The organism is Tahibacter sp. (assembly GCF_035481375.1).
In the GTDB taxonomy this organism is placed as follows: Bacteria; Pseudomonadota; Gammaproteobacteria; order Xanthomonadales; family Rhodanobacteraceae; genus Tahibacter.
The window spans coordinates 1-20,243 of record NZ_DATIGT010000142.1; the positions used below are offsets into that span (position 1 = coordinate 1).

Here is a 20,243-nt window from a genome sequence, read left to right on the forward strand (position 1 = left end):
GGCGCAGTCTCGCCGAGTTCGACGCAATCTGCGGCGCGCTCGCGCTGCCGGCGGTCGCCTTGCCGGCGTCGCGCCCGCTGCCGATCCCGACGCTGCTGCTGTCCGGCACGCTCGATCCGGTCACGCCTCCGTCGCGCGCCGAACGCGTGCTGCCGGTGCTGCCTCGAGCGCAGCACATCGTCGTGCGCAATGCCGGCCACATCGTCTCCGGCACCGGCTGCGCACCGTCGCTGCTGCGCCGCTTTCTCGATGCGCCGACGCAGCCGGTCGATCCCGCGTGCCTCGCCGACAACCCGGTGCCGGCATTCCAGACCGATACGGCCGGCGCTGCGCCGTGACCGCCGCGCCGCATTTCCTCCCGCCCGGAAACCTCGCATGATCACCCTGGAAAACGTATACAAATCATTCGGCGCGGTCGCCGCGCTGGACGGCCTCCAGTTCGTCGCGCGCGACGGCTGCATCACCGCGCTGCTCGGCCCCAACGGCGCCGGCAAGACCACTGCGCTGCGCATCCTGTTCGGACTGCTCAGGCCCGACCGCGGCAGCGCCGCCGTCGACCGGATCGATCCGGCGCGCGATCCGCTCGCTGCGCGGCAGTGCCTGGGCATCGTCACCGATCAGGTCGGACTGTATCCGCGCCTGACCACGCGCGAACACCTCGCCTACTTCGGCCGCCTGCACGGCATGAGCCGCACCGGCGTCGCGCGCGCGACCGACGACATCGTCGCGCTGGTCGGCCTCGACGACATCCTCGACCGCCGCGCCGCAGGTTTCTCGCAGGGCCAGCGCATGAAGGTCGCGCTCGCGCGCGCGCTGCTGCACCGGCCGCGCAACCTGCTGCTCGACGAACCGGGCCGCGGCCTCGACGTGGTCAGCGCACGCGCGCTGCGCGGCGCGCTGCTGCGCCTGCGCGACGACGGCTGCTGCATCGTTCTGGCGAGCCATGTGATGCAGGAAGTCGCCCAGGTTCTGCCTCGGCTCGCTGCTGTACGTGCGCCGGCAGCGGCGCCGGATCGCCGCAATCGACGCGCACCTCGCCCAGCTCGACCCGCCGGGTGGCCCGTAACAGCCGCCGGGCGCGGAGTGTGACGCGGTCGACGCCGCGACTGTGGCACGCGCTCCTGCACCGCGACGTCGCAACGCCCGATAATCCCGGCACCGGCGGTGTCGCCGGTCTGCAGGACCGGCTCATGCTCGCATCGCCTCCGCATCAGATCACCGAACTCCTGCGCGCCTGGCAGTCCGGCGACGGCGGCGCGCGCGAGTCGCTGCTCAATCTCGTCTATCACCACGTGCGCGCGATCGCGGCCAACTCGCTGCGCGCCGCACCCGGCGCGACGATGACGCCGACCGAGATCGCGCACGAAGCGCTGCTGCGCATCCTCGGCTCCGACGCCGACTGGGAAGACCGGCGCCACTTCTTCCACGTCATCGCGCAGGCGACGCGGCAGATCCTCGTCGACGCCGCGCGCCGGCGTCAGGCCGACAAGCGCGGCGGCGGCGTGGAGCGCGTCGACATCGACGACGCGGCCGACCAGATCGCCGCGGTCGACACCGATACGCAGCTGCTGCGCGTCGACGCCGCGCTGGCCGAACTCGGCCGCACCGACGAACGCCGCGCGCGCACGGTGGAACTCGTATACTTTGGCGGATTTTCGCGCGCCGAGATCGCCGCGACCCTGGCCGTGTCCGAAGGCACCGTCGACCGCGACCTGCGTCTGGCCCGCGCGTGGCTCAAGGTGGCGATCGAAGCCTGAAGCGCGCGGCGAAACCCGCAATCGGTGCAACACCGTGCGTTGACGCTCGTCACGCCGCGTCCCTAGCCTTGGACGCCGAGTCCGTCGGCTTCCGGGGAGAACATCGATGCTGCGTGCCTGCCTTGCCTTCGCGTTTGCTCTGCTGTGGCTGCCGGCGGTCCACGCCGAAGACGCCGGCGCCTACCGCTTCGTCGACATTTCGCGCCAGGAAAGCTTCGAGGAACAGGTGGCCGCGATCCGCGTCGAAATGAAGGACGGCGGCCGCTTCGAATTCCTCAAGGGCAAGGAGAAGCGCGAAGTCGAGAAACAGTTCAGCGCGATCGCCAAGGTGCTGGAGGCGCGCATGAACGCGAAGCTCGACGATCAGGACATGCTCGCGATCTACGCCGCGCAGGAGACCGCGAATGCGATCCTGACGAAGAAGGACGGCCGCCGCATGATCTGCGAGAACAGCGCGCCGACCGGCACGAACGTCAAGGAACTGCAGTGCGCGACGCTGGCCGACCGCGAGCGCGCACACAAGGAAACGCGCCGCATGATGCGCGAGAACCTCGACAAGGGGCAGCTCGCGCTCGGCGACCGGTGACGCCGCGGGCCGTATCGCGAGGCGGTTGAGGTTTCCGGTGCGGTATTGCGTAGCCACGCATACCGCTGCCGCACCGGAGACTCCCATGCCACCCCGCTCCCTGCTTCGCCCGCTCGCCGCATTCGCAGCGACGCTTCTGGTCTCATCCGGTCACGCCGCCACCCTGCGCACCGGCGCCGCCCCCGAACCGAATGTCGTGCTGAACTGGTTCGACGGCACGCCGAATCTCAATATCGCGACGAACTTCAACTGCATCACGCAGCAGCTCGAAACCACGGTGTCGGGCTATACGGGATTCACGTACCTGCCGCCGAATCGCACGCATTCCGTCGGCGAAGTGTTCTACACGCATCTCGTGCTCGCCCATCCGGGCAATCCCTGCACCGGCAGCGCCGTCGGCATCGAGATCGCACTGCCGGCCGGCGTGCAGTTCGCGACGTCGGCGGCCAATCCGGCATTCTGCTTCGCGCGCAGCCCGCAGGGACCGACGCTGTACAACCTCGGCAACGATCCGGCCTACGGTTGTCCGCAGACGTTTCCGGTCAGCGCGAACGGCCGGCGCGTGGCGCCGCCGAACGGCGGCATCGGCAACAGCGGCGCCTGGGGCATGCACCAGGGCTTCTGGCTCGAACTGCTGATTCCATTGACGGCGACGACGCCGCAGAACGGCACCAACCAGATCGTCTGGACGATCAACCCGGCGATCGGCCAGTTCGGCCAGGTCGGCGTCGGTCCGCAGATCAACAACGACGTGCTGTTCCGCACGCCGATGGAGGATCAGTCGCTGACCCTGACGCTCTGCACGCTGACGCCGGTCGCGAACGGCTGCTGAGTCCGCTGCGAGGCGCATCGCCAATCTACGAACCAAGATGTACGACGATCTTCGTTGACAGCCGGCAACGACGGTTCTAGGCTGCGTCGGCCGAAAGTTCTTCGGCCTACAGGGAACCTCGCCATGTCGTGTGCACGCCTTGCTGTGCTGTCGCTCCTTGCTGCCCTGATCCTGTCGCCGGGGCATCTTCTCGCCAGGGAATCTTCCCAACCGATCGTCGACGCCGCGCGCCAGGAGCGCTTCGCCGACCAGGCCGCCGCGATACGCCAGGAAATGAAGCCCGGCGGCCGCTTCGAATACGTCAACGCGCAGGAACGCCAGGAGGTCGACGCGCAGCTCGACCGCATCGCGGCGTTGCTCGACAAGCGCGACGGCGAGCGTCTCGGCGACAACGATCAGCTCGATCTTCTGGCCGCGCAGGAAACTGCCAACGCCATCCTCACGCAGCGAGACGGACGTCGGTTGATCTGCGACTGGACTGCGCCGACCGGTTCGAACCGCAAGATCAAGCAGTGCATCACCTACGCCGACCGCATGGGCGCGCACAAGGAAACGCGCCGCATGATGATGGACAACCTGCGCAAGTCGCCGGCCGAATCCTGCTACGACCCCGCCAAATGCTGACGCGTCGACACTGTCCCGGAGCCTTGCTCATGAAACGACTTGCCCTGCTCGCGACGACGCTGATCTTCGCCGCGCTGACGCCCGCGATCGCCGCCAAGGAAACCTCGCCGCGTTTCGTCGATATCGAAAAACAGCAGCAATTCGACGACCAGGCGATGGCGATACGCCAGGAAATGAAACCCGGCGGCCGCTTCGAGTTCGTGACGGCGGAGGAACGCCATAGCGTCGAGGCGGAACTCGACCGCATTGCTGCACTGCTGCGCAAGCGCCAGGGCGGCGAACTCGACGACGACGACAGACTCGACATCTACGCCGCACAGGAAACCGCGAACGCCATCCTGACGCAGCGCGACGGACGCCGGCTGATCTGCGAGTTTTCCGCGCCGACCGGGTCGAACCGCAAGGTCAAGCAATGCGCCACGTACGCCGACCGCATGCGCGCGCACAAGGAAACCCGCAACTACCTTCGCGAAACCTTCGGCAAGAGCCCGTCGGCGGGTGAAAAGATCGACGGGCTGTGAGCGGTTTTTCGATCGACGCGCCACGGATGGCCGCGTCTTCGGGACATCAGTCCAACCCGTCGCGAAACAGCAGATCGGGCACGTGCATCACGATGCAGTGGATCGCACCGGAAAGATCGATGATGCCGCTGCAGTCGACGCCGACGACATTGCGCTCGGGCAGCGCCGCCCGGAACGTGGCGAGTGCCGCGGCATTCTGCGTCGGAAAACCGCTGAACTGGCAGACCAGCGCGACCTTGTTGATCAGCACCGCATTCGCATACGTGAAATGCGTGCCGCCGCTGTTCCAGGCCGGCGTCCGATAGACCGTGTAGCCGCGGCCGGCGAGCTCTGCCGCCGTCGCCTCGGTCACCGTATGCGGCACGCCGTCGCCGCTTGCATGCTGACTGATCAGCACCTTGTCGTCGGCGAGCGGCAGCATCCACATGTCGATGTGCTGGGTCGAGTCGTAGGACTCCGGAAACGGATCGGTCAGGGTCAGGTTCAGTCCCTGGTAGTCGCGGTAGTAGTCCTTGATCTGCTGCTCGGTCAGACCCGGATTCTCGTTGACGATCAGGCGCGTCATGAACGCGTCGCGATTTCGGAACAAGTGAAAATTGCCGCCGCCGTGGGTCAGCGGAATGTCGTACTTCGTCTCGCCCGAATAGGTCGCCCAGACGCCCGGAAACACGTCGTCGACGGGGCGCGGCCGGTTGTAGACATGGTCGACCGCGCTGCGCCGGCCGTTGTCCTCGATGAAGCGCGGACCGTAGTCCCGCATCCAGACGCTGCAGCCGCCGCTGCAGGACTGCGTCACGAACCTCACGCGCGACAGGTCGGCGCCTGCGCCGGTCAGCGTCGAGGTCGCACTGTTCTGCTGGCTGGTGCCGGTCACGACGATGTAGACGCGCGCATCCGGATCGCCGGTCGTGATCGCGACCGTCATCTGCGTCAGCAGCGCGTTCTGCGTGCCCCAGCGCACGAGAATTCCGCTGTTGCCCTCGTACTCGGCCTGCGCCCGCACCTTGCCCGGCGGCGGCGCGAACGGAATGTGCAGCGCGTCGGGCAGCCGCCAGCGACGGCGTTCCTCGGCGGTGAGGCCACGCGGCAGCGGATACGGGTCGTCGTCCTGGATCAGCGCGAGGACTTCCGGTGCGACCGTGCGCGGCTCGGCGGCCGCGATGCCCGGCACCAGGGCCGCGAGAAACAGACCGACTCCGACTGCAGCAGCACGCATCACCATTCCCCACCGGACTGAAGGCGGAGATGCTAGCAGACCCGAAATGCGGCCACCCGGCCCGGCGTCTGCCGCGTCCGCGAGCGGCACTGCCGCGTTCGCACGCCGCTCCGCTCCGCCGATCATTTGGGCTGGATCCGCGGATGCCGCACAATCGCGGTCTTTCCGCCGCTCCGAGACCGCCATGGATTACGCCGCACGCGACCGCCTGACTGCCGAACTCGACGCCATCCGCGAGCAGGGCCTGTACAAGACCGAGCGCGTCATCACGACGCCGCAGTCCTCGGCGATCACGACGAGCGACGGCCGCGAAGTGCTGAACTTCTGCGCCAACAACTACCTCGGCCTCGCCGACAATCCGGAAATCATCGCCGCAGCCAAGGCCGCCCTCGACAGCCACGGCTTCGGCCTCGCCTCGGTACGCTTCATCTGCGGTACGCAGGATCTGCACAAGGAACTCGAAGCCGCGATCTCGCGCTTCTTCGGCACCGAAGACACCATCCTCTACACGAGCTGCTTCGACGCCAACGGCGGCCTGTTCGAAACCATCCTGTCCGACGAGGACGCCGTGATCTCCGACGCGCTCAATCACGCGTCGATCATCGACGGCATCCGCCTGTGCAAGGCCGAGCGCCGCCGCTACGCGAACGGCGACATGGCTGAACTCGAAAAGCACCTCGCCGAGACGCAGCACCGGCGCACGCGCCTGATCGCGACCGACGGCGTGTTCTCGATGGACGGCTTCATCGCGAAGCTCGACGAGATCGTCGCGCTGAAGAAGAAATACGGCGCCATGCTCATGGTCGACGACTCGCACGCGACCGGCTTCGTCGGCGCGACGGGCCGCGGTTCGGCCGAACTGCATGGCGTCATGGACGCCGTCGACGTCTACACGTCCACGCTCGGCAAGGCGCTCGGCGGCGGCTCCGGCGGCTTCACGACGGGCCGGCGCGAAATCATCGACATGCTGCGCCAGCGCTCGCGTCCGTATCTGTTCTCCAACACGCTGCCGCCGCCGCTCGTCGCCGCATCGCTGAAGGTGTTCGAGATCCTCGCGCGCTCGACCGAGCTGCGCGACCGCGTCGAGGCGAATGCAAACCGCTTCCGCGCCGGCATGACCGCCGCGGGCTTCGACCTCAAGCCCGGCCGGCACGCGATCGTGCCGGTCATGCTCTACGACGCAAAGCTCGCGCAGTCCTTCGCACGCGAACTGCTCGACGAAGGCATCTACGTGATCGGCTTTTTCTATCCGGTGGTGCCGCAGGGCCAGGCGCGCATCCGCACGCAGATGAGCGCGGCGCACACGCCCGATCAGATCGACCGCGCGGTCGAGGCATTCACGAAGGTCGGGCGCAAGCTCGGCGTTATTCGCTGAGGTTCCGAACATAGGTGATTTCGCCGCGCAGTCGCGCGAGATCGCGCGTATCGAGCCGCCGCCATCGCCCCTTGGCCAGCTCGCCGAGCGCGAGCCCGCCGATCGCGACGCGCACGAGCCGCAGCACCGCGGTCTCGTGCGCATCGAGCAGCCGGCGGATCTGCCGGTTGCGGCCTTCGTCGAGCACGATCTCGAGCCAGGCGTTCTTTTCGCCGTGACGCAGCACCTGCACGGATTTCGCCGCGAGCCGTCCGCCGTCGACATCGACACCGCGCGTCAGCGCGGCGAGCAGCGCCGCATCCGGCACGCGGTCGACCTGCACGTGATACGTCTTGTCGACGTGGCTTTCCGGCGCGATCAGCGCGGCGGCCGCGGTGCTGTCGTTCGTGAACAGCAGCAGCCCTTCGCTGGCCTTGTCGAGCCGGCCGACCGGCGCGAGCCACGGCAGCGCGGGATCGTCGATCAGCGCGTAGACCGTGTCGCGACCGCGCTCGTCGCTGGCCGTCGTCACGACGCCGCGCGGCTTGTTGAGCATGATCCAGACGGTCTGCGCGGCGGCGAGATCCTGCCCGTCGATGCGGATGCGATCGTCCGCACGCGTCGGCGTTTCCGGATCGCGCACGATCCGCCCGTTCACCTGCACGCGTCCGGCGCGCACGAGTTCGGCCGCCTGCGTGCGCGAACAGTAGCCGCGTTTGGAGATGGCGCGCGCGACGCCGTGGCGCACGTCGCCGGAATCTGCCGGTCCGCTTCGACGCGGACGCGCGACGACGCGCTTCATGCGGCGACACCGGAGTGCGCGAGCGCTTTCGCGAAACCGCGCGCGCGGCGATCATGCGCATTCCGCGGCGCATCGCCGATTCGACGGGAAATTCCATGTCCGAGCATCACACCTCCGTTACCTGGCTGCGCGACGGCGGCGCGTTCGAGCGCGGCAACTACGTGCGCGAGCATCAGCTGCGCTTCGAGCGCGGCCAGTCCCTCGTCAACTCCGCAGCGCCCGGCTACGGCGGCCTGGGCGATGCCACGGACCCCGAGGAACTGCTGCTCGGCGCATTGTCGTCCTGCCATATGCTGACCTTCCTGGCGCTTTGCGCTAACCGCGGCTACCAGCTCGACAGCTACCACGACGACGCCGTCGCGACGCTCGACAAGAATGCCGACGGCAAGTTCGCCGTAACCCGCGCGCAGCTCAATCCGCGCACGACGTTCTCCGGCGACAAGCAGCCGACGGCGCAGGAACTCGATCAGCTGCATGAGCGCGCGCATGCGAACTGCTTCATCGCGAACTCGGTGAAGTGCGAAGTCGTCGTAACGCCGCAGCATTGATCGCTGTTTGCTACCGGCGCGCCGAAAGAGGCTCGCAATGACGCGCGCCGATGTCGGCAGGCAATGCGCCGGTCGTGAACATGGCGCCGACTTCGGGAGCTGCGACTTTCGCGATCGTTTCGGGTTCCACGCCGTCCGAACCCGCCGACGGCGCCACGCTGCCGGCAATGCCTGCGGCTGAAATGGCGGCGCACGCGAGGCCGAGGCGCAGACCCGCAACGATCGTCGAGCGCGCCATGGCAGCGATCAGGATTTGCCGAACGGCCGCTTCAGGCGCGAGAACAATCCGCCGCTCTGTTCACGCTCGTCCTTGACCGGCGCACGCAGCGACGCGCGCGTTTCCCATTCGACGAGACCGATCGCGTGGTACGCGTTGACGACGTCGAAGACGTCGGCCATCGGCACGTTGGCTGCCGCGGCGATTTCGTTGAGCCGCGCCGGCTGCATCATCGCGCGGGCGATGCGCTGGTGGTGTCGCACGTCGCGATCGAGTTCGATCCAGTGCTTGAGCCTGTAGGTGCCGCCGGGATCGAGCTGCGAGGCGAGCCGCCCGCCCGAGGTCACGAGCGTCTCGAGCCAGGTCAGATGCTGATATGGCTGGGCCGGCTGCGTTTCGCGGATCTGGTTGATCTCGGCGGTGGTGAGCCGGCGCCAGTCGGACACGGCGAGCGGCTCGCGCACGTAGGCTTCGAGCTGTGCCAGACCGCCGTCGCTGTGGAACATGCGGTGCTTCGGATCGAGCGTCAGCGCCACCGCGCCGTCGAGACGGATCTGCGCCGGTCCTGCGAGCAGGCGTCCGTCGAGATAGTCGCGCAGCGCGTGGCGGCTCGTGTCGACGACCATCCCGCGCTTGACCGGCGGAAGCGTGTTGGGCCCGGGTTCGGTGCCCTGACGGGACAGGCCTTCGCTGACTTCGAACGCGCGCGCTTCGCTGCGCGGCGTCGGGCCGTCGGTGCGTTCGACGCGCGTGTCCTCGTCGAGCGTCAGCGGCACGGAGTAGCGCGGCTTGTGCGCCTGCTCGTCGCGCTTGAACAGACTGTCCGGATCGAGCGGCTTGTCGTCCGCCGGAAGTCCGAGCGCCGCGGCCTCGTCGTCGGCGTCGCCGAACAGGCGCGCGAGCGAATCGGGAGGATCGAGCTTGCTCGACGGCGTCTGTGCAAACTCGAGGTAGAGGTCGTCGGTGCCGACATCGAGCTTCGGCACGAGGTCGAAGCCGCCGCCGGCCTGATTCAGCACGTCGACGACGTTCGGCAGTTTCAGCGGACGATGCAGGCGAAGTTCCGGCGGCGACTCGGCCGCTTCGTCGGTGACGACCGCCACGCGCATGCCCGCGGCGAGGGCGCGCGTGCGCGCCATCTGCCCGGCGAACGCGCCGGTGTCGACGACCACGAGATCGGCGCCTTCCTCGGTGCCCCAGCGCCAGCGCTGCTTGAGCTGCTCGCCGGCCTTGCGCATGAGCAGGCGCAGGTGCGCCGTGTCGTCGTCGCTGAGGCCGATCACCACGAGATTCTTGTCTATGCGCATCGCCCGCCCCCGGCGGCTGCTTCACGAATTCGTTCACGCGGTGCGCAGCCGGCACCGCACAGCACCGCCACGCGCCCAATAGTACCGACTATTGCGCCGCCACCAAGCCCAAGCGGATTTCCGCGCGACGTCCTGTCGCGCCGCGCCGTTCAGGCGCCGGCGGAAGGCTTGCGCTTGGGTTTGAGCATGGTGCCCGTGCAGCGCGGCGATCCGCAGCGGCAGGCCCAGATCGCCTTGAGCCGCGGCGTGTGCCGTTCCTCGAGCGTGATTCCGTAGTCGTAGCAGAGCTCTTCGCCGGCACGCACAGCGCGCAGCGTCTCGATCGTCACGCGGTCCTTGCGCTTGTCGCCGTCGGCGTCCTCCTCGAGGCTCGACTGGCAGTTCGGCTCGCAGCTGTGATTGATCCAGCGCGCGATGTTGCCGCCCTCGTTCGCGTCGATGACGTAGCGGTCGTTGAGCGTGAACAGGAACGTGTGGCCGCTGTCGGCGTTGCCGGGATAGCGCTTGTCCGCCTGCGCATGCGTCAGCAGTTTCCCACGGTACTCGATCAGCGTCGTGCCGGCCGGAATGTCGACCGCGGCGAACACGCCGTTGCCATGGATGGGAGAACGGCGGGCGACGATGCGACGCGTCATGGGAACTCGGACTGGTCAGGGGGAGCGCATTGTGCCGTGTCGCCATCGCGCCGGGAAGCGTGCGCACAGGGGTGCGCGCGCCGGCCGGCGCCGCCTCCGGAAGCACGACCGGCTCAGCCGGCGGCGACCACCGCTGCCGTGAATTTGAGCCGCTCGTCGGCTCGCAGGCGATCCGGCGAGCCGCATCACGCACGCGGTTCCGATTAGGTCGTTAGCTCTATGCTGCTGCCGCAGCGTTGGGCGCGTTTGCAGCCATTCCCCGGGGATCTCCATGTTGCCAAGACTGCTCTGTTTTGCCGTGCTCGCCACGGCCTCCGCCTCCGCGCCGGCTGCCACCTTCACGATCCGAGACCACGACACCGCCGGCCTCGTCGCGGCGATACGGTCGGCCGAAGGCACGCTGGAGCCCGATCGCATCGAACTCGCGCCGGGCGGTCTCTACATCGTCCGCGACGCGGCCGACAGCCGGCAGCAGCTCGGCCTGCCGCTGATCCGCAGCGCGATCACCATCGTCGGCAACGGCGCGGAGATCCGCCGCTACTCCGACGAGGAATTCGCGCTCGTCGGCGTCGCCCACAGCGGCAAGCTCGCGCTCGAGAACGTCGGTCTCGCCGAAGCGGCACGCGGCGCGATCATCAATCGCGGCGTGCTGCACATCGACAAGGTGCGCGTGACCGACAGTCTTGCCGACGGCACGAATGCGATCGTCGTGAACTACGGCACCCTGCGCGGCTGGGACAGCGAGATCAGCCACAACGCCGTGCTGTCGGCCAAGCGCGACGCCGGCATCGTGCTCAACTTCGGCCGCATGGAGCTGTCGCGCTCGCGTCTGGCCGGCAACACGGTCACCGGCCGCCGCAGTTCCGTGCTGACCGCGTCCGCGCTGCTGAATCTCGGCGACATCAGCCTGCGCGACGTCACCATCGAGGGCAACAGCTCGCTGGCCGAACCCGACGACACCTCGACCGCCCACGCGGTCGTCAACGTCGGCAACGGCTCGCTGCACGGCGAACGCGTCACGCTCGTCGACAACTGGCCGGAGGAAGCGAACCGCCTGCCGACAGCGGACCCGGACGCGATCAACTGAGGCGATCGGACACGCGCTTGCCACGGGCGCGCGCATTTGCGCGATAGTAGGCGGACATGCGGACGCGGCAGCAGCAGCACTGCCCGCTCCGACTCCACCTGCCGACGCCCGGTTGCCGCCCGATGTCCCAACGCCGTTTTCCGTTGCAGGGCCTGACGCTCAAGCTGGCCCTGTTCTATCTGCTGTTGTCGGTGCCGGCGCTCGCGCTGATCCAGTGGACCATCGTCAGCTTCGAATTCCACGAGCTGTTCGAGGCAGTCGATTCCGGACGCATGACGTCGATGACGCAGGACGCGGCGCGCGAGATGGGCCGCTACTGGAACAGCGACCGCCCCCCGGGCCACATCGAACTCGCGACGCGCGCCGAAGCGCTGGTGCTGCGGCTCGAACGGCCGCAGGACGGTCTCGCGCCGAGTTCGTACGTGATGCTCGAACTGTCGACCGTGCCGATCGCCGTGGGCGTCTATGACGCCGCCGGCCGCGCACTCGCCCACGCGCCGGAAAACAGCTGGACCGCCACGCCGCCGGCCGCCGCGCACCCGGCCTGGGAACAGGCGCGCCGCACCGGCACGGCGGATCTGGAAGGCGAGGAAACGCCCGAGCGCGTGCGCCGCGTGCTCGCCGCGATTCCCGGCACGGACGGTCAGGTGCGCGGATTCCTGCTGACGGAACTGCGCCTGCCGCTGCCGTGGCAGCGCATCGTCGGCGGGAACAGCTTCGAGTGGCCGATCCTGCTCGTCTATCTCGTCGTCTTCAGCATCGCAACCGCGTTCTTCATGGTGCGCTGGGTCACGCGCCGGCTCAACACGATCGCCGATGCGGCCGAATCCTGGAGCGCCGGCGATTTCTCGACGCTGATCCCGGACGAGTCCGGCGATGAGCTCGGACGGCTCTCGCGCGATCTCAACCGCATGGCCGTCGAGCTCATGAGTCTCATGGAATCGCGCGCGGAGCTCGCCAGCCTGCAGGAGCGCCAGCGCATCGCGCGCGATCTGCACGACACGGTCAAGCAGAAGGCGTTCGCGCTGAATCTGCAGATACGCGCGGCGCGCCGGCTCATCGGCAGCGACGACGAAGCGGCGAAGACGCGGCTCGACGAATCCTTCGAACTGATCAACGGCATCCAGCGCCAGCTCGTCCACGTGCTCGACGAGCTGCGCAGCGAACGCGCGCCCGGCGGTTTCCTCGCGCCGCGCCTGCGCGACCTCGCCGAACGCTGGGCGCGCATCAGCGGACTGCAGCGCGAGTTCGATCTCGACGACTCCATCCTCGACCATGCCGTCCACGGCGAAGCGCTGCTGCGCATCGCCGAGGAGGCGCTGGCCAACGTGCTGCGGCACAGCCGCGCGACGCGAGTCTCAATCCGCCTCCATCGCAAGGACGAACAGATTGCGCTGTCCATCGCGGATAATGGGATTGGCGGTGCCGACAGCAGCAGCGGCATGGGCCTCGCGAACATGCGCTCCCGCGCCGAGGGTCTGCCCGGCGGCCAGTTCGAATTGATCAGCTCGCCCGGTCAAGGGACCGAGGTGCGGGTTCGCTGCAACTACGGAGCGCGACAGCAATGAATCAACCGATCCGCGTCATCATCGCCGACGACCACGTGCTGGTTCGGCAGGGTATACGTGCGTTCCTCGACACCTGCGAAGACCTCACGATCGTCGGCGAGGCGGACAGCGCCGAGTCGGCTGCCGCGGTCTGCCGCGAACTGTCCCCCGACGTCGCGCTGATCGACCTCGTCATGCCGGGCGGCGGCGTCGAGGCCACGCGGCTGATCCGCACCTCCTGCCCGGCCACGCAGGTGCTGATCCTGACGAGCTACGAGGACGACGCGCAGATCGTGCACGCCGTACAGGCCGGCGCCCTGTCGTATCTGCTCAAGGACACCGATGCGGACTCGCTGGCCGATGCCGTGCGGCGCACCGCGCGCGGGGAGTCGATCCTGCATCCGCGCATCGCGACGCGTCTGGTCCAGGCCGTGCGCGCGCCCGCGCCGGATCCGACGCCGAGCGCACTCGACCGCCTGAGCCTGCGCGAACGCGAAGTGCTCGAACTCATGGCCGACGGCCTCTCGAACCAGATCATCGCCACGCGCATGGGCATCGGCGAGAAGACCGTGAAGACCCACGTCAGCAACGTACTCGCGAAGCTCGAACTGCAGGACCGCACGCAAGCCGCGGTCTACGCGTGGCGCGCCGGCGTCAAGCGCTGACAAGCTACTGACGCGCGATGCCGGCGGCGCGCCGGCGTCGCCGCTCAGCGCCCGCGCAGCCGCGGCACGAAACGCGACAGCAGCACCATCCACAACGCACCGACCGCCCAGCCGGCGAGCACGTCGCTGGGCCAGTGCACGCCGAGATAGATGCGGCTGCAACCGACCGCCGCGGCGACGATCCAGGCCACGAGCAGCAGATAGTCGCGCACGCGCCGGCTTTCGAAATCCGCGGCGAGCAGCATCGCGAACGTGACCCAGGCGACCGTCGCCATCAGCGTGTGGCCGCTCGGGAAACTCGCGCTGTAGATTTCCGCCTCGTGCGACACGAGATCGGGCCGCGGCCGCGAAACGAGCAGCTTCGCCACTGCGCTGACGACCTGCGCGCCGGCGACGCTGAAGGCGAGGATCGCGACATCGCGCCGGCGCTGCTGCAGCCAGAGATAGCCGGCCAGCAGCAGGCTCGCGCCGACGACGACGCCGATGCCGCCGAGGCCGGTCATGTCGCGCATCACGTCCTCGAACCAGTTCGGCCCGATCGGATCCTTCGCGCTCGCATCGCGCAGCAGCAGCATGAGCTGCCTGTCGATCGTGTGCGCGCCGCCGTCGGCGAACAGCGAGGACACCGCGAATGCCAGCAGCGCCGCCGCGGCGATGCCGATGACGAGCCGCCGCGGCCAGCGCCGCTCGCCGGCCGCAGGTGCCGACGAAGCCGGCCCGGTCACGGCCGGGCTCCGCAGGCGGAGCAGCGAAGTCCGCGCATCAGCAGCAGCCGTGGTCGCCGTGATGCGTGTGCGCCGCGCTCGCGGCCACGCCCATGGTCAGGCCGGCCTGGCTCGCGACGAAGTGGTCGGCCATGACCTTCGCGACGCACATGGTCACGCGCTTGCCGGTCGGGATGTGCAGGAATTCGTTCGGGCCATGGGCGTTCGAATGCGGTCCGAGCACGCCCGTGATCAGGAACTGCGCGCCCGGAAACTTCTCGCCGAGCATGCCCATGAACGGAATCGTGCCGCCCTCGCCCATGTAGGCCGGTTCGGGGCCGAAGAACGCGACCGACGCATCGGCGACGGATTTTTCGAGCCACTCCGACAACTGCGGCGCGTTCCAGCCGGTCGATGCCTTCTCGAGATCGAACGTGACTTCGCAGCCGTAAGGCGGATCGCGCTCCAGCAGCGTTTTCAGGAATTCGCCGGCACTCGCGCCGTCGCGCGTCGGCGGCAGGCGCAGGCTCAGCTTCACCGCCGTGAACGGACGCAGCACGTTGCCCGCGGAATCGAGCGGCGGCATGCCGCCGATGCCGGTCACCGACAGGGCCGGACGCCAGGTACGATTGAGCACGAGCTCGGCGAGGTCGTCGTTCATCGGACGCATGCCGTCCACGAAGGGAAACTTGGAAAACACCGCATCGCCGAGCACCTGCGCCGAGCGCTTCGCCTGCTCGATGCGCTGCGCCGGAATTTCGACGAACAGTTCCGGCGCGCGGACCTTGCCGGTGGTTTCGTCCTCGAGCCGGTCGAGCAGCTGGCGCAGGATGCGGAAGCTCGACGCGACGACGCCGGAAGCATCGCCGGAGTGCACGCCTTCCTCGAGCACCTTGACCGTCAGGTTGCCGCCGGTCAGGCCGCGCAGGCTCGTCGTCAGCCAGAGCTGGTCGTAGTTGCCGCAGCCCGAATCGAGGCAGACCACGAGCGAAGGCTTGCCGATGCGATCGGCGAGATGATCGACGTAGAACGGCAGATCGTAGCTTCCGGACTCCTCGCAGGCTTCGATCATCACGACGCAGCGCGCGTGCGGGATGCCCTGCTCCTGCAGCGCGAGGATCGCCGCAAGCGAGCCGAAGATCGCATAGCCGTCGTCCGCGCCGCCGCGGCCGTAGAGCTTGTCGCCCTTGATGACCGGCTTCCACGGGCCGAGGTCGTCGGCCCAGCCGGTCATCTCCGGCTGCTTGTCGAGATGGCCGTAGAGCACGACGCAGTCGTCGTTGCTGCCGGGGATGTCGATGAAGATCAGCGGCGTGCGTCCCGGCAGGCGCACGACGTCCACCTGCATGCCCGCGATCGGCTGCTGGCGCGCCCAGCCGGCCATCAGGTCGACGGCCTGGTCCATATAGCCATGCGCCGCCCAGTCGGCGTCGAACATCGGCGACTTGTTCGGAATGCGGATGTAGTCGACGAGGCGCGGGACGATCTCGTCGTCCCATTTGGCCGCCACGAAGGCGCGCAATTGTTCGGTGTTCATCGGGTTTCCCGGAGAGCGGCAACAAAGCGCGGATGTTACCCCGGCGGCAGCTCCGCAACGAGTTGTCGCGCCTGCGCATTTCCGCGCGGACTACGCCCGGCTGCGATTTTTCCGAGCAGCCGCGACGGCGGTTGCGCAGGGTTTTGCGCGGCAATCCACCGACGAAGCGGAAGCGGCGACTGCCTATCGTGACACCTGTCGAGGCCACTCCGGCACGACTCATCCACCACCCAACAGGAGCATTCCCATGAACCGTTTCATCCAGGCCCTCGCCCTCTCGCTCGCCTTCTGCTTCCCGGCATTCGCCGCGCAGCCGGTCAACGTCAACACGGCCGATGCCGGCACGATCGCGTCGAATCTCAAGGGCGTAGGCCAGAGCAAGGCCGAGGCGATCGTCGCGTATCGCGAGAAGAACGGCGCGTTCAAGTCCGTCGACGATCTCGCAAAGGTCAAAGGCATCGGCGAAAAGACCGTCGCGGCAAACCGCGAGCTGATTCTCGTCGAAGGCGGCAGCGTCAAGGCCAAGCCGGCCGCCAACGGTTCCGGCGGCTGATCCGCCTAGCGGCAGCGTCGCCGGATGCGGCGCTGCCGGCCGGTCAGGCGGGAGCGGATGTGCGCAGCAGGGATCGCATCGCAGGGATGCTCCTCGGCAGGGATGCCGCAGCGGTCCTCACTCTTCGCCGCCCGTTCCCGCCCTCTGCCCGCGCAGCAACTGGCGCAGGAACGGCACGGTCACGCGACGCTTGGCCGCGAGCGATGCGCGGTCGACCTGGTCGAGCAGCGCGCCGAGACTGCCGAGATCTCGCGCGTAGTGCGTGAACAGGAAATCGAGCACCGCCTCGTCGAGCGCGATGCCGCGCGTCTCGGCACGCTCGCGCAGCACCTCGCGGCGCTGCGCATCGTCCAGAGGACGCAGCGCGGCCTGCGTGCAGCTCGACAGGCGCGACACGAGATCGGGCAACGCGATGCCGATCTGCGCCGGCGGAGCCGATGCGACGAACACGAGACAGCTGCCTTCGGCGCGGCAGCGGTTGTAGAGATCGAACAGCGCGTGCTCGGCGGCGCCGATGCCGGCGATCGCGTCGACATCATCGAGTACGAGCAGATCGCTGCCGCCGAAGCCGCGGATCGCGTCGTCCTGCGCGCTCGCGAGCGCCGCGAGCGGCAGGTATTGCGCGCTGAACCCCGCGGCGCTCGCAGCCTGGCACGCAGCCATCAGCAGATGCGTGCGGCCGCTGCCTTCGGGGCCGTGCAGAAACACCCAGGCGGACTCGGTTCCCGCCGCGATGCGCTGCAGCAGGTCGACGGCCGCCGCATTGGCGCCCGTGAAAAACGTTTCGAATCGCTGCTGCGCGGGCCAGCGCCAGCCCAAGGGCAATTGCTGCACGTCAGCCTGCCGGGGGCTTGCCGCTGTCAATCGCAGACGCAGCGACGGCGAGCGGCGGCTCGACCGGCGCGAGTTCGCTCGCCGCGACGACGCTGCCGTGCGACACGACGACGACCGGCGACGCGGCGGCGTCAGGCACCGGCTCCGCCGGCTGATACAAGTGGCTCGCGGTGTAGCGTTCATGCACGTAGCGCAGCAGCACCATCACGACGGCGGCGGCGGGCAGCGCGAGCAGTACGCCGAGAAAGCCGAACAGTTCGCCGCCGGCCAGCACCGCGAAGATGACCGCAACCGGGTGCAGGCCGATCTTGTCGCCGACGAGCTTGGGCACGAGCACATAGCCTTCGATGGTCTGGCCGACGCCGAACACGGCGAGCACCATGAACACGTGCGCCCAGTCCTGGTACTGCACGACCGCCGCGATCAACGCCATGCCGAGGCCGACGATTGCGCCGAGGTAAGGCACGAAGCTGATGAGTCCCGCGATCATGCCGATCAGCGGACCCACATCGATGCCGACGAGCCAGAGTCCGACGGCGTACAGCGTGCCGAGCGACAGCATCACGCTGAGCTGGCCGCGCAGGAACGCACCGAGCACTTCGTCGGATTCGCGCGCGAGCCGGCTGATCGTCGGCTCGATCTGACGCGGCAGCAGTTCGTTGACACGCGTGACGAGGAGATCCCAGTCGCGCAGCAGATAGAACGTGACGACCGGAATCAGGACGAGCTGCGCGATCCAGCCGAGCACCGTGAGGCCCGAGGACGACACTTTCGCGAGCACGCGCGTCGCGATGCCGCCGGCTTCGCGCCAGTGCCCCTTCAACATCTCGATGAGCTTGTTCGGATCGGCGAAATCGAGCGTCACGCCGAAGCGCTGTTCGAGCTGCGGCTGCGCTTCGGCCTGGATCCAGGCGAGCCAGCGCGGCAGCTGATCGAGGAACTTCACGATCTGCCGCTCGGTGAACGGAATCACGAGCAGCACGATCGCGACGACCGCGAAGCCGATCAACAGGAACACGATGCCGACCGACAGGTTGCGCGAGAGCCCGAGCCGTTCGAGCCGGTCGACGACCGGATCCCACAGATAGGCGAACAGTGCGGCGATCGCGAACGGCGTCAGCGCCGGCGCGAGCAGATAGATCAGGCCGCCGCCGACCAGCAACAGCACCAGCCACTGCCAGCGTTCGGTCGTCGTCATTGCGGATCACTCCGTTGAGGATGCGTTTCGCGCCAGGCCTTGAACGACCAGCGCACCACGTAATCGATACCGCTGGCCAGCGTCGTGAACGTGACGGCCGACAGCAGCGCGAGGTTGAACCAGGTCGGCCACTCGGCGAATCGCGACAGATGCAGCAGCGTTGCGAGCACGAGGACGATCTGCAGCGTCGTCGTCAGCTTGCTGAGCAGGCTGGGCTCCGCGGTCAGCGGCCCGACCAGATTGTGGTACGCGACTGCGCCCGAAACGATGACGACATCGCGGCCGATGACGACGGCGGCGAGCCAGACCGGCAATGCACCGACCTCCGCGAGACCGACGAAGCAGGCGATCAGCAGCAGCTTGTCGGCCACTGGATCGAGCAGTCCGCCGAGGCGGCTCTGCCACGAGAAACGCTTCGCGAGGAATCCGTCCAGCGCATCGGAAAAGCCGGCGACAAGCGCGACGATCAGCGCGGTGTCGAATCGCCCGTCACGCAGCAGCCATGCCAACGGCACCGTGAGCAGCATGCGCAGTACCGTCAGCAGGTTCGGTATGTGGCGCATGCGTCAGGGGTTCAGCGCCAGCGTCGCCTCCACGCCGTCGATCGGCGGTGCGGTGTTGACGACGCGCAGGACGCCCTCCGGCGGCAGATAGGCAAGCCAGCGATCGAGCGCGAGATTCAGCGTGAGCTTGACCAGAAGTCCGTCGCCGCGCGCCTGCTCGGGCTGGAATTCGCGGACGAGATCATTGCCGCCGAGCGTCTCGAACAGACGGGCATAGTCCTGCGCCGACTGCAGACCGCTGACCCAGACCCGCGCCGTCGTGATGCGGCGTTCCTCGGTGATGGCGGCGCTGCGTCCGCGCGTGCGGTCGACCGCGCCGTCGGCACCGGCCGACAGCGCCGTCGCGAGATCGGCGTCGCGCGACTCCCAGACCGGCTGCGCCTGCCCGCCGAGCGCGAGCGTCCAGCGGGCCGACCAGGCATCGCCGACGCGGCGCAGCTGGCCGATGAGAACCGTGTCGGTCTGATAGCGCGCGGCGTCCGCGCTCAGGGTCATGACGTCACCTTCCCAGACGATCTGCGCGGTGGTCTGAGCCTGGTCGGGCGACTCGATGCGAGGCCAGACGAGCGTGGCGCCGCGCTGTTCGGCGACGAGCTGCATCGCGCGACCGGCCGGATCGGCGCCGTCGATCAGCCGCGGCCCGTTGCCGTCGTCGACGGCGATCCAGGTCACGACCGGCGCGCGCGCGGCCGGCGTCCAGACGCGCAGTCCGCGATCGCGCAGCACGCGGTCGAGAGCGCCCCGGTCGAAGCTCGCGACGAGGCTCAGGCGCAACACCGGCTGGCCGTCGACGTTCGCGACGTCCTGCCGGTAGGTGTACTGCTGCACATAGCGGTCGGCCGACTCGATCAGCTTTGCGACGGCCTCGCCGTTGACCGCGTTGCGGTCGCCGGTCAGCTTGACGACGACCTGCGCGAGCGCGCTTTTCAGCGCAATCGCGCGCTGTTCGTCGGACTGGTCGGCTACCGGAACCTCGCCGGCGTACAGGCTGGCCGACGCCGACTGCGCCCGGGCCGGAACGCCGAAGGACGACAGACTCGCGACGATGAACAACAAGGCGAACAAGCGGGCGTAACGCACGGACATTCCCTGGTCGGCGGTCGGAATCGGCCCAAGTCTGCCCAAAGCCCGTCGCGGCGTCCATGCGGACTCTCCG

At 68.4% G+C, this 20,243-nt stretch carries 23 protein-coding genes; 13 read left to right on the top strand and 10 right to left on the bottom strand.

What is annotated here, in order from left to right; genetic code table 11:
* The 7 genes from VLF18_RS09595 to VLF18_RS09625 all read left to right on the top strand — a co-directional run.
* Positions 1 to 338 (top strand): alpha/beta hydrolase (locus tag VLF18_RS09595; RefSeq protein WP_325279402.1); only part of this gene is annotated, 338 nt, incomplete at its 5' end.
* A 37-nt stretch (positions 339 to 375) separates the two neighbouring features.
* The gene (locus VLF18_RS09600) at positions 376 to 1,089 is read left to right on the top strand and encodes an ATP-binding cassette domain-containing protein (protein WP_325279403.1); all 714 of its coding nucleotides are present in this window, start codon (positions 376 to 378) and stop codon (positions 1,087 to 1,089) included.
* 101 nt (positions 1,090 to 1,190) lie between these two features.
* Entirely contained in the window at positions 1,191 to 1,757 is a 567-nt protein-coding gene (locus VLF18_RS09605) for an ECF-type sigma factor (RefSeq protein WP_325279404.1), read from the top strand.
* 106 nt (positions 1,758 to 1,863) lie between these two features.
* Positions 1,864 to 2,343 (top strand): hypothetical protein, encoded by a 480-nt coding sequence (locus tag VLF18_RS09610; RefSeq protein ID WP_325279405.1) that lies wholly within the window; start codon positions 1,864 to 1,866, stop codon positions 2,341 to 2,343.
* An 85-nt stretch (positions 2,344 to 2,428) separates the two neighbouring features.
* Positions 2,429 to 3,175, top strand: a complete 747-nt coding sequence (locus VLF18_RS09615; protein WP_325279406.1) for a hypothetical protein — start codon at positions 2,429 to 2,431, stop codon at positions 3,173 to 3,175.
* 123 nt (positions 3,176 to 3,298) lie between these two features.
* Positions 3,299 to 3,799, top strand: a complete 501-nt coding sequence (locus VLF18_RS09620) for a hypothetical protein (RefSeq protein WP_325279407.1) — start codon at positions 3,299 to 3,301, stop codon at positions 3,797 to 3,799.
* Positions 3,800 to 3,828: 29 nt separating this feature from the next.
* Positions 3,829 to 4,320, top strand: a complete 492-nt coding sequence (locus VLF18_RS09625) for a hypothetical protein (RefSeq protein ID WP_325279408.1) — start codon at positions 3,829 to 3,831, stop codon at positions 4,318 to 4,320.
* Between the two features lie 46 nt (positions 4,321 to 4,366).
* Here the strand turns inward: VLF18_RS09625 and VLF18_RS09630 are convergent, their stop codons facing one another.
* On the bottom strand, positions 4,367 to 5,536 hold the full coding sequence (locus tag VLF18_RS09630) for an agmatine deiminase family protein (protein ID WP_325279409.1): 1,170 nt from the start codon (positions 5,534 to 5,536) through the stop codon (positions 4,367 to 4,369).
* Positions 5,537 to 5,720: 184 nt separating this feature from the next.
* Here VLF18_RS09630 and kbl point away from each other — a divergent pair, with 184 nt between their 5' ends.
* Entirely contained in the window at positions 5,721 to 6,911 is a 1,191-nt protein-coding gene (gene kbl, locus VLF18_RS09635) for a glycine C-acetyltransferase (RefSeq protein ID WP_325279410.1), read from the top strand.
* On the opposite strand, the gene VLF18_RS09640 is transcribed toward kbl, so the two are convergent.
* On the bottom strand, positions 6,901 to 7,692 hold the full coding sequence (locus VLF18_RS09640) for a pseudouridine synthase (RefSeq protein ID WP_325279411.1): 792 nt from the start codon (positions 7,690 to 7,692) through the stop codon (positions 6,901 to 6,903). The genes kbl and VLF18_RS09640 overlap by 11 nt on opposite strands.
* A 95-nt stretch (positions 7,693 to 7,787) precedes the next feature.
* On the opposite strand from VLF18_RS09640, the gene VLF18_RS09645 reads away from it, so the two are divergent.
* Positions 7,788 to 8,240: an OsmC family protein gene (locus tag VLF18_RS09645; protein ID WP_325279412.1), complete on the top strand. Its 453-nt coding sequence runs from the start codon at positions 7,788 to 7,790 to the stop codon at positions 8,238 to 8,240.
* A gap of 246 nt (positions 8,241 to 8,486) precedes the next feature.
* Here the strand turns inward: VLF18_RS09645 and VLF18_RS09650 are convergent, their stop codons facing one another.
* On the bottom strand, positions 8,487 to 9,764 hold the full coding sequence (locus VLF18_RS09650) for a hypothetical protein (protein ID WP_325279413.1): 1,278 nt from the start codon (positions 9,762 to 9,764) through the stop codon (positions 8,487 to 8,489).
* A 149-nt stretch (positions 9,765 to 9,913) separates the two neighbouring features.
* Positions 9,914 to 10,399 carry an SET domain-containing protein gene (locus tag VLF18_RS09655; protein WP_325279414.1) on the bottom strand — a complete coding sequence of 162 codons (486 nt, stop codon included), beginning with the start codon at positions 10,397 to 10,399 and terminating at the stop codon, positions 9,914 to 9,916.
* Positions 10,400 to 10,670: 271 nt separating this feature from the next.
* Here VLF18_RS09655 and VLF18_RS09660 point away from each other — a divergent pair, with 271 nt between their 5' ends.
* From VLF18_RS09660 to VLF18_RS09670, 3 genes are all read left to right on the top strand, one after another.
* On the top strand, positions 10,671 to 11,486 hold the full coding sequence (locus tag VLF18_RS09660) for a hypothetical protein (RefSeq protein ID WP_325279415.1): 816 nt from the start codon (positions 10,671 to 10,673) through the stop codon (positions 11,484 to 11,486).
* 122 nt (positions 11,487 to 11,608) lie between these two features.
* Complete coding sequence (locus tag VLF18_RS09665; protein ID WP_325279416.1) at positions 11,609 to 13,054, top strand: sensor histidine kinase; 1,446 nt, start codon at positions 11,609 to 11,611, stop codon at positions 13,052 to 13,054.
* Positions 13,051 to 13,698, top strand: coding sequence for a response regulator transcription factor (locus VLF18_RS09670; RefSeq protein ID WP_325279417.1), 648 nt, complete (start codon positions 13,051 to 13,053; stop codon positions 13,696 to 13,698). Before VLF18_RS09665 ends, VLF18_RS09670 begins: the two co-directional genes overlap by 4 nt.
* 44 nt (positions 13,699 to 13,742) lie before the next feature.
* Here VLF18_RS09670 and VLF18_RS09675 read toward each other — a convergent pair whose 3' ends face one another.
* Together VLF18_RS09675 and VLF18_RS09680 are read right to left on the bottom strand one after the other, a co-directional pair.
* Entirely contained in the window at positions 13,743 to 14,423 is a 681-nt protein-coding gene (locus tag VLF18_RS09675) for a phosphatase PAP2 family protein (RefSeq protein WP_325279418.1), read from the bottom strand.
* 37 nt (positions 14,424 to 14,460) lie between these two features.
* Positions 14,461 to 15,939, bottom strand: coding sequence for a M20 family metallopeptidase (locus VLF18_RS09680; protein ID WP_325279419.1), 1,479 nt, complete (start codon positions 15,937 to 15,939; stop codon positions 14,461 to 14,463).
* Positions 15,940 to 16,186: 247 nt separating this feature from the next.
* Here VLF18_RS09680 and VLF18_RS09685 point away from each other — a divergent pair, with 247 nt between their 5' ends.
* Positions 16,187 to 16,492, top strand: a complete 306-nt coding sequence (locus VLF18_RS09685) for a ComEA family DNA-binding protein (protein ID WP_325279420.1) — start codon at positions 16,187 to 16,189, stop codon at positions 16,490 to 16,492.
* A gap of 117 nt (positions 16,493 to 16,609) precedes the next feature.
* Here VLF18_RS09685 and hda read toward each other — a convergent pair whose 3' ends face one another.
* From hda to VLF18_RS09705, 4 genes are read right to left on the bottom strand one after another with little or no spacing between them, the layout of a single operon-like run.
* A complete protein-coding gene (hda, locus tag VLF18_RS09690) occupies positions 16,610 to 17,326 on the bottom strand; it encodes a DnaA regulatory inactivator Hda (protein WP_325279421.1) in 717 nt (238 codons plus the stop codon).
* A 1-nt stretch (position 17,327) separates the two neighbouring features.
* Entirely contained in the window at positions 17,328 to 18,524 is a 1,197-nt protein-coding gene (locus VLF18_RS09695; protein ID WP_325279422.1) for an AI-2E family transporter, read from the bottom strand.
* Positions 18,521 to 19,087 carry a CDP-alcohol phosphatidyltransferase family protein gene (locus tag VLF18_RS09700; RefSeq protein WP_325279423.1) on the bottom strand — a complete coding sequence of 189 codons (567 nt, stop codon included), beginning with the start codon at positions 19,085 to 19,087 and terminating at the stop codon, positions 18,521 to 18,523. Before VLF18_RS09700 ends, VLF18_RS09695 begins: the two co-directional genes overlap by 4 nt.
* Before the next feature lie 3 nt (positions 19,088 to 19,090).
* On the bottom strand, positions 19,091 to 20,167 hold the full coding sequence (locus VLF18_RS09705) for a DUF2066 domain-containing protein (RefSeq protein WP_325279424.1): 1,077 nt from the start codon (positions 20,165 to 20,167) through the stop codon (positions 19,091 to 19,093).
* Between the last annotated feature and the right edge of the window lie 76 nt (positions 20,168 to 20,243).

Excerpts from the sequence above, each read along its gene's own strand:
- VLF18_RS09600 (WP_325279403.1), top strand. The coding sequence starts at position 376 with ATGATCACCCTGGAAAACGTATACAAATCATTCGGCGCGGTCGCCGCG.
- VLF18_RS09605 (WP_325279404.1), top strand. The coding sequence starts at position 1,191 with ATGCTCGCATCGCCTCCGCATCAGATCACCGAACTCCTGCGCGCCTGG.
- VLF18_RS09610 (WP_325279405.1), top strand. The coding sequence starts at position 1,864 with ATGCTGCGTGCCTGCCTTGCCTTCGCGTTTGCTCTGCTGTGGCTGCCG.
- VLF18_RS09615 (WP_325279406.1), top strand. The coding sequence starts at position 2,429 with ATGCCACCCCGCTCCCTGCTTCGCCCGCTCGCCGCATTCGCAGCGACG.
- VLF18_RS09620 (WP_325279407.1), top strand. The coding sequence starts at position 3,299 with ATGTCGTGTGCACGCCTTGCTGTGCTGTCGCTCCTTGCTGCCCTGATC.
- VLF18_RS09625 (WP_325279408.1), top strand. The coding sequence starts at position 3,829 with ATGAAACGACTTGCCCTGCTCGCGACGACGCTGATCTTCGCCGCGCTG.
- VLF18_RS09630 (WP_325279409.1), bottom strand. The coding sequence starts at position 5,536 with ATGCGTGCTGCTGCAGTCGGAGTCGGTCTGTTTCTCGCGGCCCTGGTG.
- kbl (WP_325279410.1), top strand. The coding sequence starts at position 5,721 with ATGGATTACGCCGCACGCGACCGCCTGACTGCCGAACTCGACGCCATC.
- VLF18_RS09640 (WP_325279411.1), bottom strand. The coding sequence starts at position 7,692 with ATGAAGCGCGTCGTCGCGCGTCCGCGTCGAAGCGGACCGGCAGATTCC.
- VLF18_RS09645 (WP_325279412.1), top strand. The coding sequence starts at position 7,788 with ATGTCCGAGCATCACACCTCCGTTACCTGGCTGCGCGACGGCGGCGCG.
- VLF18_RS09650 (WP_325279413.1), bottom strand. The coding sequence starts at position 9,764 with ATGCGCATAGACAAGAATCTCGTGGTGATCGGCCTCAGCGACGACGAC.
- VLF18_RS09655 (WP_325279414.1), bottom strand. The coding sequence starts at position 10,399 with ATGACGCGTCGCATCGTCGCCCGCCGTTCTCCCATCCATGGCAACGGC.
- VLF18_RS09660 (WP_325279415.1), top strand. The coding sequence starts at position 10,671 with ATGTTGCCAAGACTGCTCTGTTTTGCCGTGCTCGCCACGGCCTCCGCC.
- VLF18_RS09665 (WP_325279416.1), top strand. The coding sequence starts at position 11,609 with ATGTCCCAACGCCGTTTTCCGTTGCAGGGCCTGACGCTCAAGCTGGCC.
- VLF18_RS09670 (WP_325279417.1), top strand. The coding sequence starts at position 13,051 with ATGAATCAACCGATCCGCGTCATCATCGCCGACGACCACGTGCTGGTT.
- VLF18_RS09680 (WP_325279419.1), bottom strand. The coding sequence starts at position 15,939 with ATGAACACCGAACAATTGCGCGCCTTCGTGGCGGCCAAATGGGACGAC.
- VLF18_RS09685 (WP_325279420.1), top strand. The coding sequence starts at position 16,187 with ATGAACCGTTTCATCCAGGCCCTCGCCCTCTCGCTCGCCTTCTGCTTC.
- VLF18_RS09695 (WP_325279422.1), bottom strand. The coding sequence starts at position 18,524 with ATGACGACGACCGAACGCTGGCAGTGGCTGGTGCTGTTGCTGGTCGGC.
- VLF18_RS09700 (WP_325279423.1), bottom strand. The coding sequence starts at position 19,087 with ATGCGCCACATACCGAACCTGCTGACGGTACTGCGCATGCTGCTCACG.